A 13,214-nucleotide genomic window follows, 5' to 3' on the forward strand; every position below is an offset into this window, starting at 1 on the left:
GCCGCGGCAGATGAGCCTCGTACCGGGCAACATATGCCTCGACATCACGCGCACCGTTTCGCGCGCCGGCGCCGGTGCGCCTTCGGGCGTCGACAGGGTCGAACGCGCCTATATCCGCCAGGTCATGAAGGCCGACCGCAGCTATTTCCTGTCTCGGATACTCGGCGGCTTCGCGTTGCTTGATTCCGCCGGAATGCAGGAATTCCTCCATCTCGCCGACGCGGGGGACGGGCTGGACCCGCCCGACATGCTCTCCAGCCTCGGTCGACGCCAGACACCGGGACACAAGCGTGCCGAGAGCACCATCCGGCGTCTCGCTCTTCTCACCGTCCGCCGTACCCGCCTCGCTGCGATGCTGAAGGCCGACATGCAGGACGGTTTCACCTATCTGACCACCGGCCACAGCAACCAGACGGCCTTCACCTATTCCGCCATCCGCGCGGGTGGCGCCCATACCATCGCCACCCTCTTGCACGATGTGATCCCGCTTGATTTCCCGGAGTATACACGGCCGGAGGCGGTGCCCCGGTTCGAGACCCAGTTTCGCACCATGGCGGAAGCCAGCGACCTCCTGATCCACAACTCTGCCTACACCGCCGAGCGGGCAGCCCACTGGCTTGATGAGTTCGGCCTTGCCGTGCCCGGTGTCACCGCGCTTCTCGGCTGCGATCCCTTGCCGCTGCCCACCGCCACGGCCGCAGCCAGTCCGCCCACTTTTGTCACCCTTGGCACGATAGAGCCGCGCAAGAACCATCTGCTGTTGCTCAACGTCTGGCGCCGCTTCCACGATACCCTGCCGCCGGAAAAGGTACCGCATCTGCACATCGTCGGCCGGCGTGGCTGGGAAAACGAGAATATTGTCGACATCCTCGACCGCGCCCCCTTCATGGGCCGGACGGTCTTCGAACACGGCTTTCTGTCAGACGAGGATCTCGGCGCTCTCCTGTCCTCCGCCACAGCGCTCCTGTTCCCATCGTTCGTGGAGGGGTTCGGTTATCCGCTGGTGGAGGCCGTGCAGATGCGCAAACCGTGCATCGCCGCCGATCTGCCGCCCTTCCGCGAGATCGCGGGCGACCACGTCAACTACCTAGATCCCCTCGATGGCCCCGGCTGGGCCGCCGAAATCATGAAACACACTGAAGCAAAGCCTGATCCCGCAGCGGCCGATTCTCCGCTGCCGCCATTGCCAAGCTGGGATAATCATTTCAGAACAGTGGCCCACGCGCTCGCCGCGTTGAACGAGGGACAGGGCTGAAACCGAATGCCATGGATGGAGACAACCAGACTGCGCCGCGAACGGGTGGAATGGCAATTCCGTGCGGCCAAGAAATTCCTCCAACTCAGGAATGTGGTGGACCGTACCCGCGAGATCGCCAAGGGCGACATCCTTGTCTTCGCCACCGTGCGCAACGAACACCCGCGTCTTCCCTTTTTCATGAAGTACTATCGCGATCTCGGTGCCAACCATTTCTTCTTCGTGGACAATGACAGCACCGACGGCACCCGCGAATACCTCACCGCGCAGGAAGATGCGTCCGTCTGGACAACAACCGGCAGCTACAAGCGTGCCAAGTTCGGGATGGACTGGCTCAACGCCCTGCTGAACCTCCACGCCCACGATCACTGGGTGCTTGTCGTCGATGTCGACGAGTTCTTCGTCTATCCCAAGATCGATACACGCCCGCTGCGTGCCCTAACGGACTGGCTGGACGCCTCCCGCCGCCGCACGTTCGGCGCCATGTTGATTGATATGTACTCGAAAAGTCCGATCACCGACAATGTCTACCAACCGGGTGACAACCCTTTCGATACACTTAATTTTTTCGACAGCGGAAACTACGTCTACGAACAGAACCACAAGTATTTCAACCTGTGGATTCAGGGCGGCCCCCGTCAGCGCGTGTTCTTCTCCGATCAGCCGGAACTTGGCCCCGCGCTCAACAAGATTCCGCTGGTCAAATGGACGTTCGGCAATGTCTACATCTCCTCCACCCACACGATCCTGCCGCGCGGCCTCAACCGCGTCTATGACCAATGGGGCGGAGAAAAGGCGAGCGGTTGCCTGCTGCACGCCAAGTTCCTCTCGTTCTTCGCCGACAAGGCGGAGGAGGAACTGGACAGGGGGCAGCACTACGCCGCCAGCCGCGAGTATCGCGCCTACCAGTCGCATCTGGTCGAGGGGCAGGGGCTCTGGACACCCAACTCCACCCGCTACACCGGCTGGAAACAGCTTGAAAACCTTGGCCTGATATCCTCCGGTGGCTGGCTGTGATCGGTATCGTCATCCTCGCCCACAATCACCTGCACCGGGTGGAGTCACTTGCCCGCTATCTCGCTGGCCAGTCCTGCGCCGTCGTCATCCATATCGACAAGACCGCCAGCGCCGAGGCGGCAGACGGGCTGATCGCGGCCCTCGCGTCGATCCCCAATATCGCCTTCAGCGAACGCCACCATTGCGAGTGGGGGCGCTTCTCTCTTGTGGAGGCCGCGCTCACCGCCTCGCGCCAACTGCTCGACAGTTTCCCGGAGGCGACCCACGTCGCCCTGATCTCCGGCAGTTGCCTGCCCATCCGCCCGATTACGGAATTGGCGGCCCATCTTGCCGAAGAGCCGGAGGCTGACCACATCGAATCCGTGCTGGTGGAGCAGGACGGCTGGGTCCGTGACGGACTGTCCGCCGAGCGCTTTACCCTCTACTTCCCGTTCTCCTTCCAGCGCCACCGCCGGATCTTCGACCGGTTCGTCGATCTCCAGCGCAAGCTGAAGGTCCGCCGCCAGATGCCGGAGGGCCTGTCGCCGCATATAGGCCTGCAATGGTGGTGCCTGTCGCGCGGCACCCTGCAGCGCATTTTCGACGATCCGCTGCTGCCCGCCTACAAGCGCTTCTTCAAACTTACCTGGATCCCCGACGAGAGCTTTTTCCAGACGCTGGCCCGCAAGCACAGCCGCCACATCATCAACCGGCCGCTGACCTTCGTGACATTCGACAATCAGGGCAAGCCGTTCACGTTCTACGACGATCACCTCGATCTGCTGACGAAATGCGACAACTTCTTCGTACGAAAGATCTGGCCCGGTGCCGACAAGCTCTACGAAGAACTGCTCGACCCGTCCCGCAAGTCGCCGGACCCGGCCACGCGCTCTTCCGATCCGATGCTGAAAGCCGTAACCCGCTCCGTCAACCTCCGCTCCCGCGGCAGGCCCGGCCTCATCAACCAGAATCGGTACACTTCTCGCTGGTACGAGCAGGTCTTCGCTACCGCGCGGCCCTACTATGTCTTCGACGGCTTCGACCGCCTGTTCCCGCGCTTTCTCGAAGGCCTGCGCGAGAGCGAGGGACTGGAGATGCATGGCCATCTCTATGCCGCTGACAAGGTGGAATTCATCGGCGATGCCCAGGTCTTCGCCGGCAACCTGATCGCCTCACCCCCGCATCGCGATTACCGGCCGGACCAGTTCCTCGTCAATCTGGTTTGGGGTCGCCGCCAGATCCTTCAGGGATTTCTTCACGATTTCGGCCCTTCCATCCGGTTGCGCAGGCACATCCTTCGCGACCCCAATGCCCAGATCGTCCGCATCGCCGAAGGCTGGATGCTGGCTGCCTACCTCCATAGTCGTTCGCAGCCGGACATGGAGGCCGTCTTCTTCGGCCTGTTCAGGTCGGAGCGCGAGAACCTCACAAAGGGCTTCGAGGAATGGGATCTGAAGGCCGACATCCTCGAAATCCCGTTGCTGGCCCTGCTGAACCGCCCCTTGCGCACCGCCCGCAGCATTCAGACCGTTCTTCCGCCGGATACCGATATCGCCCCGGCCCTCTCGCACATCGCCGTGCCCGAGGGCTTCCCCGAGTTCCTCGAACGCATGGCTTCCGAAGGGTTCGATATACCGGAGATGGAGCCACTGCTTGCCGCTCTTCGCCGCCAACAGAAATCTGACGGCTTCGATCCTGCAAAGCAGATCCGCCGAATCTGATGCCCGGCGCTCAGTCTCGGCAAAGGGTTCCGGTGGCAACGATCTGACCCGCCTTGCCCGAAAGGCGCTTGCACCTGAGAGAACCAGTGTTCAGACGCCGCCCATCATGCCGGGCGGCCCGGGCCAAAAATCTTGAGTTATCGAGAATCGGCAAAATCCCACGGCATCACGCCGCCTGGGATTTCTCGGTGTCGGCCAGAATGGCATAGAGCGCCGCCACATCCTTGGTGGACCGGAGCTTGGCGCAGACAGATTCGGAGCGCAGTACCCGCGAGACCTTGGCCAAGGCTTTCAGATGCTCCGCACCCGCACTCTGCGGCGCAAACAGCGCGAACACCAGATCGACCGGCTTGCGGTCCACAGATTCGAATTCCACCGGAGATTCGAGGCTGAAGAACAGCCCGACCACATGGTCGAGCTGTTCGATTCGTGCATGGGGAATGGCCACGCCGAAGCCGACACCCGTCGGCCCGAGGTTCTCGCGCTCCAGCAGCGCAGCCTGAAGCTGCGCTTCCGGCAGTCGCAGTCGGGCGCTTGCCGCCGACGCGATTTCCTGAAACAGCCGTTTTTTACTCTGAACTTTTACGCACGCGAAAACAGCGTCTGATCCAAGTATATCCGTCAGCTCCATCAAGCGCCTCTCTTCAGTTACGCGAGTCTCGGCTCACCCCAGATTGCGGGGATCGACCCAACCTATATTTCCGTCTTCCCGCCGATATACGACGTTCACACCACCATGTTTGTCATTTCTGAACACCAGAACGGGAGCACCGGCCAACTCCATCTGCATGACCGCCTCTCCGACTGAGAATGACTGTACCTTTGTTTCCATTTCAGCCACAATTACGGGCTGCAGTGTCTCCGGTTCCTGATCGTCATCCTCATGGCTTTCTGACTCGAGGATATACGCGGGTGCGCCGAAAGCTTCAATAGGGGTAGGGCGGTTCTGGTGATGGTCCTTCAATCGCCGTTTGTACCGGCGCAATTGCTTTTCGATCTTCTCGGCCGCATCCTCGAAAGCCTCGTAGACTTCTGCCGCGCGGCCCTTGGCCTGCACCGTCATTCCCGTGGACAGATGCAGCGAGGTATCGGCGATAAATTCATGCCGGTCCTTGGAAAAAGTGGCTTGCGCCTCTGTCGGGCGCGGGGTCGAAAATTTCGCCACCACATCCCCGACACGGGTTTCGACATGGGTCCGCAATGCGTCCCCGACATCCATGTGTTTTCCGTTAACCAGAATGCGCATTGGATCTCCTTTACCATGCTTATCGCTGCGCGCCTTATCCCCGGCGCGGTGTGGAGAGATCAGAGTTTCCAAGACTTCAGTACCCGAGCGCACGATGCTTCCAACTCGTTAAGCTTCGGTGAAGCGTCACATGTAAAAGTGAACGAAGTATGGCGCGATGAGGAAAAGCCGGTTCTGACCATACGTTAAACCTATGGTTGCCATCGCATTCCTGCAATGGGTTTGATCAGATACGGAAGCGCTCGCCGAGGTAGACACGGCGAACATTGTCATCGGCAACCACCTCATCGGGTGTGCCGCTCATCAGGATGGTGCCGTCGTGCAGGATGTATGCTCGATCGACGATGGAGAGCGTTTCGCGCACGTTGTGGTCGGTGATCAGTACGCCGAGCCCCCGGTCCTTCAATTGTGCCGTCAGCGTCCGGATTTCCCCCACGGCAATCGGGTCCACCCCGGCGAACGGTTCATCCAGCAGCACGAAACTCGGGTCACTGGCAAGGCAGCGCGCGATCTCCACCCGCCGACGCTCACCGCCCGAAAGCGCCAGCGCGGAGGCGCGCCGCAGATGCGTGATGGAGAATTCCGCCAGCAACTCGTCCAGCCGGTTTTCCCGCTCCGTCCGATCGCTGTAGTGGAGTTCCAGAACCGCGCGGATGTTGGATTCGACGCTCAGGCCGCGAAAGATGCTGGCTTCCTGCGGCAGGTAGCCTATACCCATTTTCGCCCTGCGATACATCGGCAGCAGCGTCACGTCCTGGCCGTCCACCGTCACGCTGCCCAGTTCCGGCGTCACCAGCCCGGCCACGGCATAGAAACATGTGGTCTTGCCCGCACCGTTCGGCCCAAGCAGCGCCACTACCTCGCCACGCTTCAGATCCAGCGACACATCCGTCAGAACCCGGCGCTTGCGATAGCTCTTGCCCAGTCCGCGCACGGCCAGTCCGCCACCACCGTCAACAACTGAGAGTCCCGCCTCGGCCATCACTGGCTTTCCGGCTGGAAGATCGTTTTGACCCGGCCTTCCATCTGCGCCGTTCCGGCGTTCAGGTCTATCCGCAGGCGCTGCCCGGAAATCGCGTTCTGTCCCTGGCTCAGCAAAACGTCGCCCTGCATCAGCACAGCACCATCGGCGACGGTGTAGACAGCCTCCGCCGCTTCGGCGGCCTCCGCGCCGTTGCTCAACGTCACTCCGCCAGAGGCCTTCATCTCCCGAACCTCGCCAGTGCCGCTGCCGCCGTAGGTCACCTCGATCCGTTCGGCCGCCAACCGCAGGCTGCCCTGGCCGACAACGACGTTGCCCGCAAAAGTAGCCAGCCCATTGGCCTGATCGACGCTCAGATTGTCGGCCGTTATTTCCACTGGCAGCGAACTGTCGTGGCTGAAACCGCCGAAAGGCACGTTCGTGCCCTGCGCTGCAGCCCCGCTTGCCAACGTCAACGTCGCAAACACCACGGCCAACAGCACTGCCCATGCAGGTCTGCGAACTGCGCTCATCGTCAATCGCTCTCTCCGGCTTCCTTGGCCGGTACATACCGCACTTTCACGTCGTTGGTAAACGTTATCACCGACTCGTTGCCGATTTCGGTCAACGCGGTTTCCTCGCCGCTCTCGATCAGGAATTCCTCGGAACTGATCTCGCCGATCGGTCCCTCCGCGTAAACCTTGCCTTCGCCCCAGATACGCCCGCCCTTCAAGTCGATCCGCACATCTTCGGCCCGCGCCACGTACCCATCGGAACTCTCCAGTCGCATCCCCTCGCCCAGTAATATCCGCTCTCCGGGCAGGTCGATGGCAGCCGTGGCAGATGAGACATGCACGCTCCGCCCGTCGCGGAACCGGATCGTGCCCTCCAGCGCGGCAATATCGGCGATCTCCAGCGACGCATCACGCGGGATCACCTCGTCGGCCATGAAGTCATAGAGATCGCCATCGAGGCTCGCCCCCGAAAACCGCGGCTCCGTCACTTTCAGCCCGGTGCCCAGCGCCTGCAGGTCAGCGTCGGAGAATGAAAGCCCGCCCGGCAACTCGCTCCGCGTTCCCAACATGAAGACGGACGCAAGGAGTGCCATCGCCACCAGAGGCAGGCCCACTTTCAGCGCAGCGACGAAACGGGAGTAGCGATCGGCACCCCGCCGTGCCACGTCAGGCCACTCCGGCGCGCAGGCAGTCGTGAACGTGGATGATGCCCTCGGGCCGGTGCTGGCTGTCCATGACGAACAGGGTGGTAACCTTCTTGCGGTTCATCACAGCCAACGCATCCGAGGCCCGCGCTTCGGCGGTGATTGTCACCGGGTCCGGCGTCATCACGTCACCGGCCTTGTGTGCCAGCAGATTGGCCATGTGCCGCCGCAAGTCACCATCGGTGATTATTCCGGCCAGGCGGCCATCGGCGTCGCGCACCCCGGCCACGCCAAAGCCCTGGCTGGTGATCGCGATCAGCACTTCCGGCATCGGGGTGGAGATATCCACCATCGGCAGATCGTCCTTGCCGTGCATCAGGTCGCCGACGGTGGCGAGAATGGCGCCCAGCTTGCCGCCCGGGTGGAAATCACGGAAGTTCTCCGGCGTGAAGCCGCGCATGTTCATCAGCGCTACCGCCAGAGCATCGCCCAGCGCCAGCGTCAGCGTGGTCGATGTCGTCGGCGCCAGCCCGTTCGGGCAGGCTTCCGGCGCCTGCGGCAGCAGGATGGCAATGTCGGATTTCTTCAGCAGCGTGCTTTCCGCCCGTGCTGCCACGCCGATCAGCGTGTTGCCCTTCTTGCGGGTGTAGGCGATCAGATCCGCCAGTTCCGGTGTCTCGCCGGAGTTGGACAGCAGCAGCACCACGTCGGCGTTGGTGATCTTGCCGAGGTCGCCGTGGCTCGCCTCGCCGGGATGCACGAACAGCGAGGGCGTGCCGGTGGAGGCGAACGTCGCCGCGATCTTGCGGGCGATATGGCCGGATTTCCCCATACCGCTGACGATCAGATGGCCGCGCGAATTCAGGATCGCCTGCGTCGCCTTGGCGAAATTCTCGTCCAGCATGTCAACGAAGCTGCTCAGCGCTTCCGCTTCCACGCGCAGCACTTCGCGACCGTGGGCGATAATATCCTGCGCCGCATTGCGCGGCATCAGTTCCGGGGCATTCAAGGCCATACTCACCTCAAGTTTCCTGCAGCATTCTTGCCGTCAAACCGCGAGGTTTCGGGCGATTTCTGCGTTAGTGGGCAAATATATCCACCTCGGGCCACCCCTGCAAATCAAGCTCTGCCCGAAACGGTAGGAAGGTGAAACATTCCGTGGCCAACTCCGTCCGGCCTTCACGGGCCAGCATCCTGTCCAGTTCCGCCTTCAACTGGTGCAGGTACAGCACGTCCGACGCCGCATAGGCCACCTGCGCATCGGTCAAGGTCTCCGCGCCCCAGTCGGAGCTCTGTTGCTGCTTGGAGATATCGATGTTCAGCAGTTCCGACAGCAGGTATTTCAGCCCGTGCCGGTCAGTATAGGTCCGCACCAGCTTGCTGGCGATCTTGGTGCAATAGACGGGCGCTGCCAGCACGCCGAACCGCTGCCGCATTGCCGCGATGTCAAACCGCCCGAAGTGAAACAGTTTCAGAACCTCGGGGTCGGCCAACAACCGGCAAAGATTGGGGGCTTCGGTCTGGTCCTGCGCGATCTGCACGACGTGGGCATCGCCGTTGCCACCGGAAAGCTGCACCACGCACAGCCGGTCCCTCCCCGGCACCAGCCCCATCGTCTCGCAGTCGATGGCCACGGTTTTCCCGAGATCGAGATCGTCGGGCAGGTCACCCTTGTGCACGTGGTTCGTCAATGCTCGGTCCTCATCGCCATGCCTGTGTTGCCCCGGCTTGTACGAGACCGTGGGGCACACCTCAAGCAATCATCTCGGTGCAGCGTTGCCGACAGGTGAATCCGTTCAGGGCTTGCTGTCCATCTCCGTCACGGTAACGGAGACATTCAGGCCGAGAAAATCAGAAGGCAGGCCCCGGAAACTGCCTGACACCGGCGAGGCCTGCGCCGGCTTGCGCGTCGTCGCCACCCGGATCAGCGCACTGCCGGCGGTGATCCTGTTGGTCGGGTCGAACTCGATCCAGCCCTCGCCCGGCACGAATACATCCGCCCAGGCATGGGTGGCGCCGCCACCCACGGGCATGCCGGAACCTGTGGAAGAACTGTTCAGGTAGCCTGTCACGAACCGGGCTGCAAAACCGAAACGGCGCGACGCTTCCATGAACAGGAACGCGAAGTCCCGGCATGTTCCCAACCCGCGCTGGATGGTTTCTGCCGCCGTCTGCGTTCCCATCTCCTCCCGGCTCAGGTAGCCGATGGCACCGTGCAGCGCACTGCTCAGGCTGTTGAGGAAGCCGACGGCATCGCCCGGACGCTCCGTGAAAACCCTGTCCAGCCACTCACCCAGCACGTCGGCTTCGCCCTTGTTCTCAAGGCCGAGGTACGGGTCCAGATCCTGCAGGTCATCGTCGCCGTAATCGAACGGATAGGGGCAGGCACATACGTTGCTCGCCCCGAACCTCAGGTCCCGAGGATAGCGCCGCAACAGCAACTCGCTCTCGATCACCAGCTGGTCCGCCTCCTGCGTGAAGGTCGCGTCCGCGATCGAATTGCCGAACGTGTCGAAATGCCAGCGCAGATTCGCGTTTGGCTGGATGCGCAGGAAGGCATCGTCCACCCACAGGTCATGGGCATCCCGGGGGCGCAGCATCAGCCGATGCTGGTTCAGTACCACCCGTTGGCGGTAATTGTATTCGGTCCTGTGCAGGACCCGAAGAAAACTCGGCAAAGGAACGTTTCCCGGCGCAGTGCGTTGAATGATCAATGCGCAATGTAGGTCGAAGAAGGCCACAGTTGGTGCAGTATTACCGAAAAACAAGGATAAAATGATGCTCATCCGCGTCGGATTCGAAATCGAGATCGATAGCTCAGCGCCAGTTCCGATGCTCTTGGCGCTTTCGATCCACAGCCGGCAGGCCGGGCGACAATTCGGCGAGGATTGCGTCCGCACCGGCGATCACGCCTCCGGGCACGTCTATCTGGACCGGTTCGAAAACCGCATTACCCGCATCGTCGCGCCCGGCGGCCCGCTGCGGCTCTGGTCAGATTGCGTGATCGAAAGCGATGGTCAGCCAGACATTCAGAACCCATCCGCCCGCCAGATGGCGGTTCAGGATCTCCCCGATGATGTGGTGTCGTATCTGGTGCCCAGCCGCTACTGCGACAGCGACAACCTGTTGAACGCGGCCTGGTCGCACTTTGGCCAATATCCGGAAGGCTGGCAGCGGGTGCAGGCCATCACGGAGTTTGTCCACAACCATGTCGTGTTCGGCTACCAGTTCGGCCGATCCAACAAGACAGCTTCCGAAGTCTACAAGGAACGTTCCGGCGTCTGCCGCGATTTCGCGCATCTCGCCATCGCCTTCTGCCGCGCGATGAACATCCCAGCCCGCTACGCCAGCGGTTATCTGGGCGATATCGGTGTGCCGTATTCTGGCCCGGGTGATTTCTGCGCATGGTTCGAGGTCTACTTGGAAGGCCGATGGTATACGTTTGATGCCCGCTACAACACGCCGCGCATTGGCCGGGTGTTGATGGTCAGGGGTGCCGATGCAGCGGATGTCGCCATGATTACCTCATTCGGCGATCACAGTCTCAGGCACTTCGTTGTCTGGTGCGATGAACTCGATCCGACGTTGAGCGAAAGCGCCGTTCACCAACTGCTGCAATCGCGCCCCAAGGCCGAAGCGCTCGTCTACAGCACCTCCGCCCGCGTCGCCTGATTTTCGATCGTTCAGCCGGCATTTGCCACCTTCGGCACCGTATGGTGCCGCAAACCGCCTGCCATACCAAACCCATATCAAACCCATACCGAATCCATATTCCGTCCCGCAGGCCGGAACTGCCTCATTTCTGGGCACAGTCCGCCCAGCCCGCTTGCGGCTCACGCATTCGCACGGATTTGCTCCGACACAACCTAATGATGCGTTGCAGCATTTTCCGCGCCGGGCGAACATGCAGCAGCCATTAGCCGGAGCCATGGATGGAAGACCTCCACATCGTCGTGATCGAAACCAACCGGGACCGGGCGGGAATGATCGTCGAGGGCCTGCGCCAAGGCGACGACATCCACATTACAGTTATCTCCGAAATGGCGGGTCTCGCCCGTCGCCTGCGCGATCTCAAGCCTGATATCGTATTGATAGACTTGGCAAATCCCAGTCGCGACATCCTCTCTGAACTCGCCACGGCGACAGAGCCGAGCGAACGCCCGGTAGCCATGTTCGTCGATCAGTCCGACAAGTCGATGATGACGGCCGCGCTGGAAGCCGGGGTCAGCGCCTATGTCGTGGATGGCCTCAAGCCGGAACGCATCCGCTCTGTCATGGAAACAGCCATCGCCCGCTTTCATGCCTTCTCCCGCCTTCGCGCCGAACTCGCCGCAACCAAGGCCGCACTGGAGGAGCGCAAGACAATCGACAGAGCCAAGGGCCTGCTGATGAAACTGAAAAACATAGGCGAGGAAGAGGCTTACGCGCTCCTGCGCAAAACGGCCATGGATCAGGGAAAACGCGTAGCCGATGTCGCCGCCTCTCTCGTGACTACCGCGGGACTGCTCCGATGAAGCAGGCGAAAGTGGATTGCGGATTCATCCGCCTGACAGACAGCGCAGTTCTTATCGCTGCCTTGGAAATGGGTTTCGCCAGTGAGGAGAGACTGGAACTCGTGCTGCACCGCGAAGGCAACTGGTCCAGCATCCGCGACAAGATCGCCCTCGGCGCCTACCCGGCGGCACATATGCTGTCTCCCATGGCCATCGCCATGTCGCTGGGACTAGGGCCGATACCAACTCAGATAATCGCGCCATTCGTCCTCAGCCGCAACGGCAGCAGCTTGTCAGCCACGCAAGGTTTCGCAAATCAAATCCGGCAGTTAGGCGGTCACCCGGCCTCCGCCCGATCCATCGGCGCTGCCATCGCCAGCCTCTCGAAGCAGCGTGTCCTGCGCATCGGCGTGCCGTTTCCGCACTCCATGCATCTGCTTCTCAGCCGCTACTTTCTCCTGTCCTCCAGCGCCTCTCCGGCCAACCTCACCTTCACCGTAGCGCCCCCTGCCATCCTGCCGGATGTCATGGCCGCTGGCGAAATCGACCTCCTGATGGTCGGTGCGCCCTGGGGCTCCGTTGCGGTGGAGCGCGGCGACACGGAAATATTGCTGCCCAGCGCCGCCATTTGGGACTCTGCTCCGGAAAAAGTGCTTGGCGTCCGCAAGGACTGGGCCGACGACGAACCTGAAACCCTCCGCCGCCTCCTGCGTGCGCTCCACCGGGCGGCGGAGTGGTGCGCAAGCCCCGACACCCGTGCCACCCTATCGGAAATTCTTTCACTGCCACGCTATCTCGATGTCCCTGCCGACATCCTCGAGCGCGCACTGCGCGGCGAACTGATTCTGAATGGCGCAGGCGAAATCCTCAGCCACCCGCGTCTGATCTCCCTCGGCGGCGGCGACACGAACTTCCCCTGGCGCAGCGCCGGCATGTGGATAGGCGACCACGCGGCAGCTCCATGGGGCGTGGCCCGTCAGAAAGCGATTTCCGCCGGCGCAGAGTGCTTCCGCAGCGATCTTCTGCGTCAGGCGCTAGGCGCAATGGGCAGCGATCTGCCGACATCCATCACCCGTGTCGAGGGCGAACTAGGCCGATCGGGCCAGAGCGGCCGTTTCTTCGATGACGCGGAATTTACCTATTTAGATGAATAATTGTGCAAAAAATCGCGATTTTTCGCCCGACAAATAGGCAGAGGCCGCATTTTGGGCAATTTTCCACCTGATTTTCCTTCACCAACTTGACCGAATCCGATCCCTGCCCGCAGAAGGAACGCAACGGACGACGCAGTCTGTAGATCACCCCAAGGTTGGGGACCATCCAAGCAAAGCCGCTTGAACCGTGCACGGGAACGCTCCCGGCCACTGGTTCTGCGGCTTTTTT

14 protein-coding genes are annotated in these 13,214 nt (G+C 61.7%); 6 read left to right on the plus strand and 8 right to left on the minus strand.

Translation table 11 applies throughout. From position 1 onward, the window contains the following. Positions 1-10: 10 nt before the first annotated feature. Genes GO499_RS17455 through GO499_RS17465 form a run of 3 tightly spaced genes read left to right on the plus strand, consistent with a single transcriptional unit; the run spans position 11 to position 3,972 of the window. A complete protein-coding gene (locus tag GO499_RS17455) occupies positions 11-1,255 on the plus strand; it encodes a glycosyltransferase family 4 protein (protein WP_161863386.1) in 1,245 nt (414 codons plus the stop codon). Between the two features lie 6 nt (positions 1,256-1,261). Further along, positions 1,262-2,272, plus strand: a complete 1,011-nt coding sequence (locus GO499_RS17460; RefSeq protein WP_161863387.1) for a glycosyltransferase family 2 protein — start codon at positions 1,262-1,264, stop codon at positions 2,270-2,272. Beyond that, positions 2,269-3,972, plus strand: coding sequence for a DUF5927 domain-containing protein (locus tag GO499_RS17465; protein ID WP_161863388.1), 1,704 nt, complete (start codon positions 2,269-2,271; stop codon positions 3,970-3,972). Before GO499_RS17460 ends, GO499_RS17465 begins: the two co-directional genes overlap by 4 nt. A 166-nt stretch (positions 3,973-4,138) precedes the next feature. On the opposite strand, the gene GO499_RS17470 is transcribed toward GO499_RS17465, so the two are convergent. The 8 genes from GO499_RS17470 to GO499_RS17505 form a co-directional block, all read right to left on the minus strand. Then, positions 4,139-4,603 carry a PTS sugar transporter subunit IIA gene (locus GO499_RS17470; RefSeq protein ID WP_161863389.1) on the minus strand — a complete coding sequence of 155 codons (465 nt, stop codon included), beginning with the start codon at positions 4,601-4,603 and terminating at the stop codon, positions 4,139-4,141. Positions 4,604-4,636: 33 nt separating this feature from the next. After that, a complete protein-coding gene (gene hpf / locus GO499_RS17475) occupies positions 4,637-5,218 on the minus strand; it encodes a ribosome hibernation-promoting factor, HPF/YfiA family (protein ID WP_161863390.1) in 582 nt (193 codons plus the stop codon). Positions 5,219-5,444: 226 nt separating this feature from the next. Then, positions 5,445-6,200 carry an LPS export ABC transporter ATP-binding protein gene (gene lptB / locus GO499_RS17480; RefSeq protein WP_161863391.1) on the minus strand — a complete coding sequence of 252 codons (756 nt, stop codon included), beginning with the start codon at positions 6,198-6,200 and terminating at the stop codon, positions 5,445-5,447. Continuing rightward, the gene (gene lptA / locus GO499_RS17485) at positions 6,200-6,712 is read right to left on the minus strand and encodes a lipopolysaccharide transport periplasmic protein LptA (protein WP_161863392.1); all 513 of its coding nucleotides are present in this window, start codon (positions 6,710-6,712) and stop codon (positions 6,200-6,202) included. Before lptA ends, lptB begins: the two co-directional genes overlap by 1 nt. 2 nt (positions 6,713-6,714) lie before the next feature. Then, positions 6,715-7,359, minus strand: a complete 645-nt coding sequence (locus GO499_RS17490; protein WP_161863393.1) for a hypothetical protein — start codon at positions 7,357-7,359, stop codon at positions 6,715-6,717. A gap of 1 nt (position 7,360) precedes the next feature. Further along, a complete protein-coding gene (locus GO499_RS17495; RefSeq protein WP_161863394.1) occupies positions 7,361-8,353 on the minus strand; it encodes a KpsF/GutQ family sugar-phosphate isomerase in 993 nt (330 codons plus the stop codon). A gap of 64 nt (positions 8,354-8,417) precedes the next feature. Then, on the minus strand, positions 8,418-9,029 hold the full coding sequence (locus GO499_RS17500) for a ribonuclease D (RefSeq protein WP_161863395.1): 612 nt from the start codon (positions 9,027-9,029) through the stop codon (positions 8,418-8,420). A gap of 105 nt (positions 9,030-9,134) precedes the next feature. Beyond that, positions 9,135-10,124 (minus strand): transglutaminase family protein, encoded by a 990-nt coding sequence (locus GO499_RS17505; protein WP_161863396.1) that lies wholly within the window; start codon positions 10,122-10,124, stop codon positions 9,135-9,137. Between GO499_RS17505 and GO499_RS17510 the strand changes: the two genes are divergently transcribed. From GO499_RS17510 to GO499_RS17520, 3 genes are all read left to right on the plus strand, one after another. Then, positions 10,117-11,010: a transglutaminase-like domain-containing protein gene (locus GO499_RS17510; protein WP_161863397.1), complete on the plus strand. Its 894-nt coding sequence runs from the start codon at positions 10,117-10,119 to the stop codon at positions 11,008-11,010. The two genes, GO499_RS17505 and GO499_RS17510, sit on opposite strands and share 8 nt — an antisense overlap. Before the next feature lie 260 nt (positions 11,011-11,270). Continuing rightward, positions 11,271-11,852, plus strand: a complete 582-nt coding sequence (locus GO499_RS17515) for an ANTAR domain-containing response regulator (protein ID WP_161863398.1) — start codon at positions 11,271-11,273, stop codon at positions 11,850-11,852. Next, positions 11,849-12,985 (plus strand): CmpA/NrtA family ABC transporter substrate-binding protein, encoded by a 1,137-nt coding sequence (locus tag GO499_RS17520; protein WP_161863399.1) that lies wholly within the window; start codon positions 11,849-11,851, stop codon positions 12,983-12,985. The genes GO499_RS17515 and GO499_RS17520 overlap by 4 nt, the downstream gene beginning before the upstream one ends. The last annotated feature ends 229 nt before the right edge of the window (positions 12,986-13,214 follow it).

The sequence above is a fragment of the Algicella marina genome (genome assembly GCF_009931615.1).
Classification (GTDB): domain Bacteria; phylum Pseudomonadota; class Alphaproteobacteria; order Rhodobacterales; family Rhodobacteraceae; genus Algicella; species Algicella marina.

Coding starts and splice junctions, on each gene's coding strand:
- GO499_RS17470 (WP_161863389.1), bottom strand. CDS start 4,603: ATGGAGCTGACGGATATACTTGGATCAGACGCTGTTTTCGCGTGCGTA.
- GO499_RS17520 (WP_161863399.1), top strand. CDS start 11,849: ATGAAGCAGGCGAAAGTGGATTGCGGATTCATCCGCCTGACAGACAGC.
- GO499_RS17455 (WP_161863386.1), top strand. CDS start 11: ATGAGCCTCGTACCGGGCAACATATGCCTCGACATCACGCGCACCGTT.
- GO499_RS17495 (WP_161863394.1), bottom strand. CDS start 8,353: ATGGCCTTGAATGCCCCGGAACTGATGCCGCGCAATGCGGCGCAGGAT.
- GO499_RS17515 (WP_161863398.1), top strand. CDS start 11,271: ATGGAAGACCTCCACATCGTCGTGATCGAAACCAACCGGGACCGGGCG.
- hpf (WP_161863390.1), bottom strand. CDS start 5,218: ATGCGCATTCTGGTTAACGGAAAACACATGGATGTCGGGGACGCATTG.
- GO499_RS17505 (WP_161863396.1), bottom strand. CDS start 10,124: ATGAGCATCATTTTATCCTTGTTTTTCGGTAATACTGCACCAACTGTG.
- GO499_RS17510 (WP_161863397.1), top strand. CDS start 10,117: ATGCTCATCCGCGTCGGATTCGAAATCGAGATCGATAGCTCAGCGCCA.
- lptB (WP_161863391.1), bottom strand. CDS start 6,200: ATGGCCGAGGCGGGACTCTCAGTTGTTGACGGTGGTGGCGGACTGGCC.
- GO499_RS17460 (WP_161863387.1), top strand. CDS start 1,262: ATGCCATGGATGGAGACAACCAGACTGCGCCGCGAACGGGTGGAATGG.
- lptA (WP_161863392.1), bottom strand. CDS start 6,712: ATGAGCGCAGTTCGCAGACCTGCATGGGCAGTGCTGTTGGCCGTGGTG.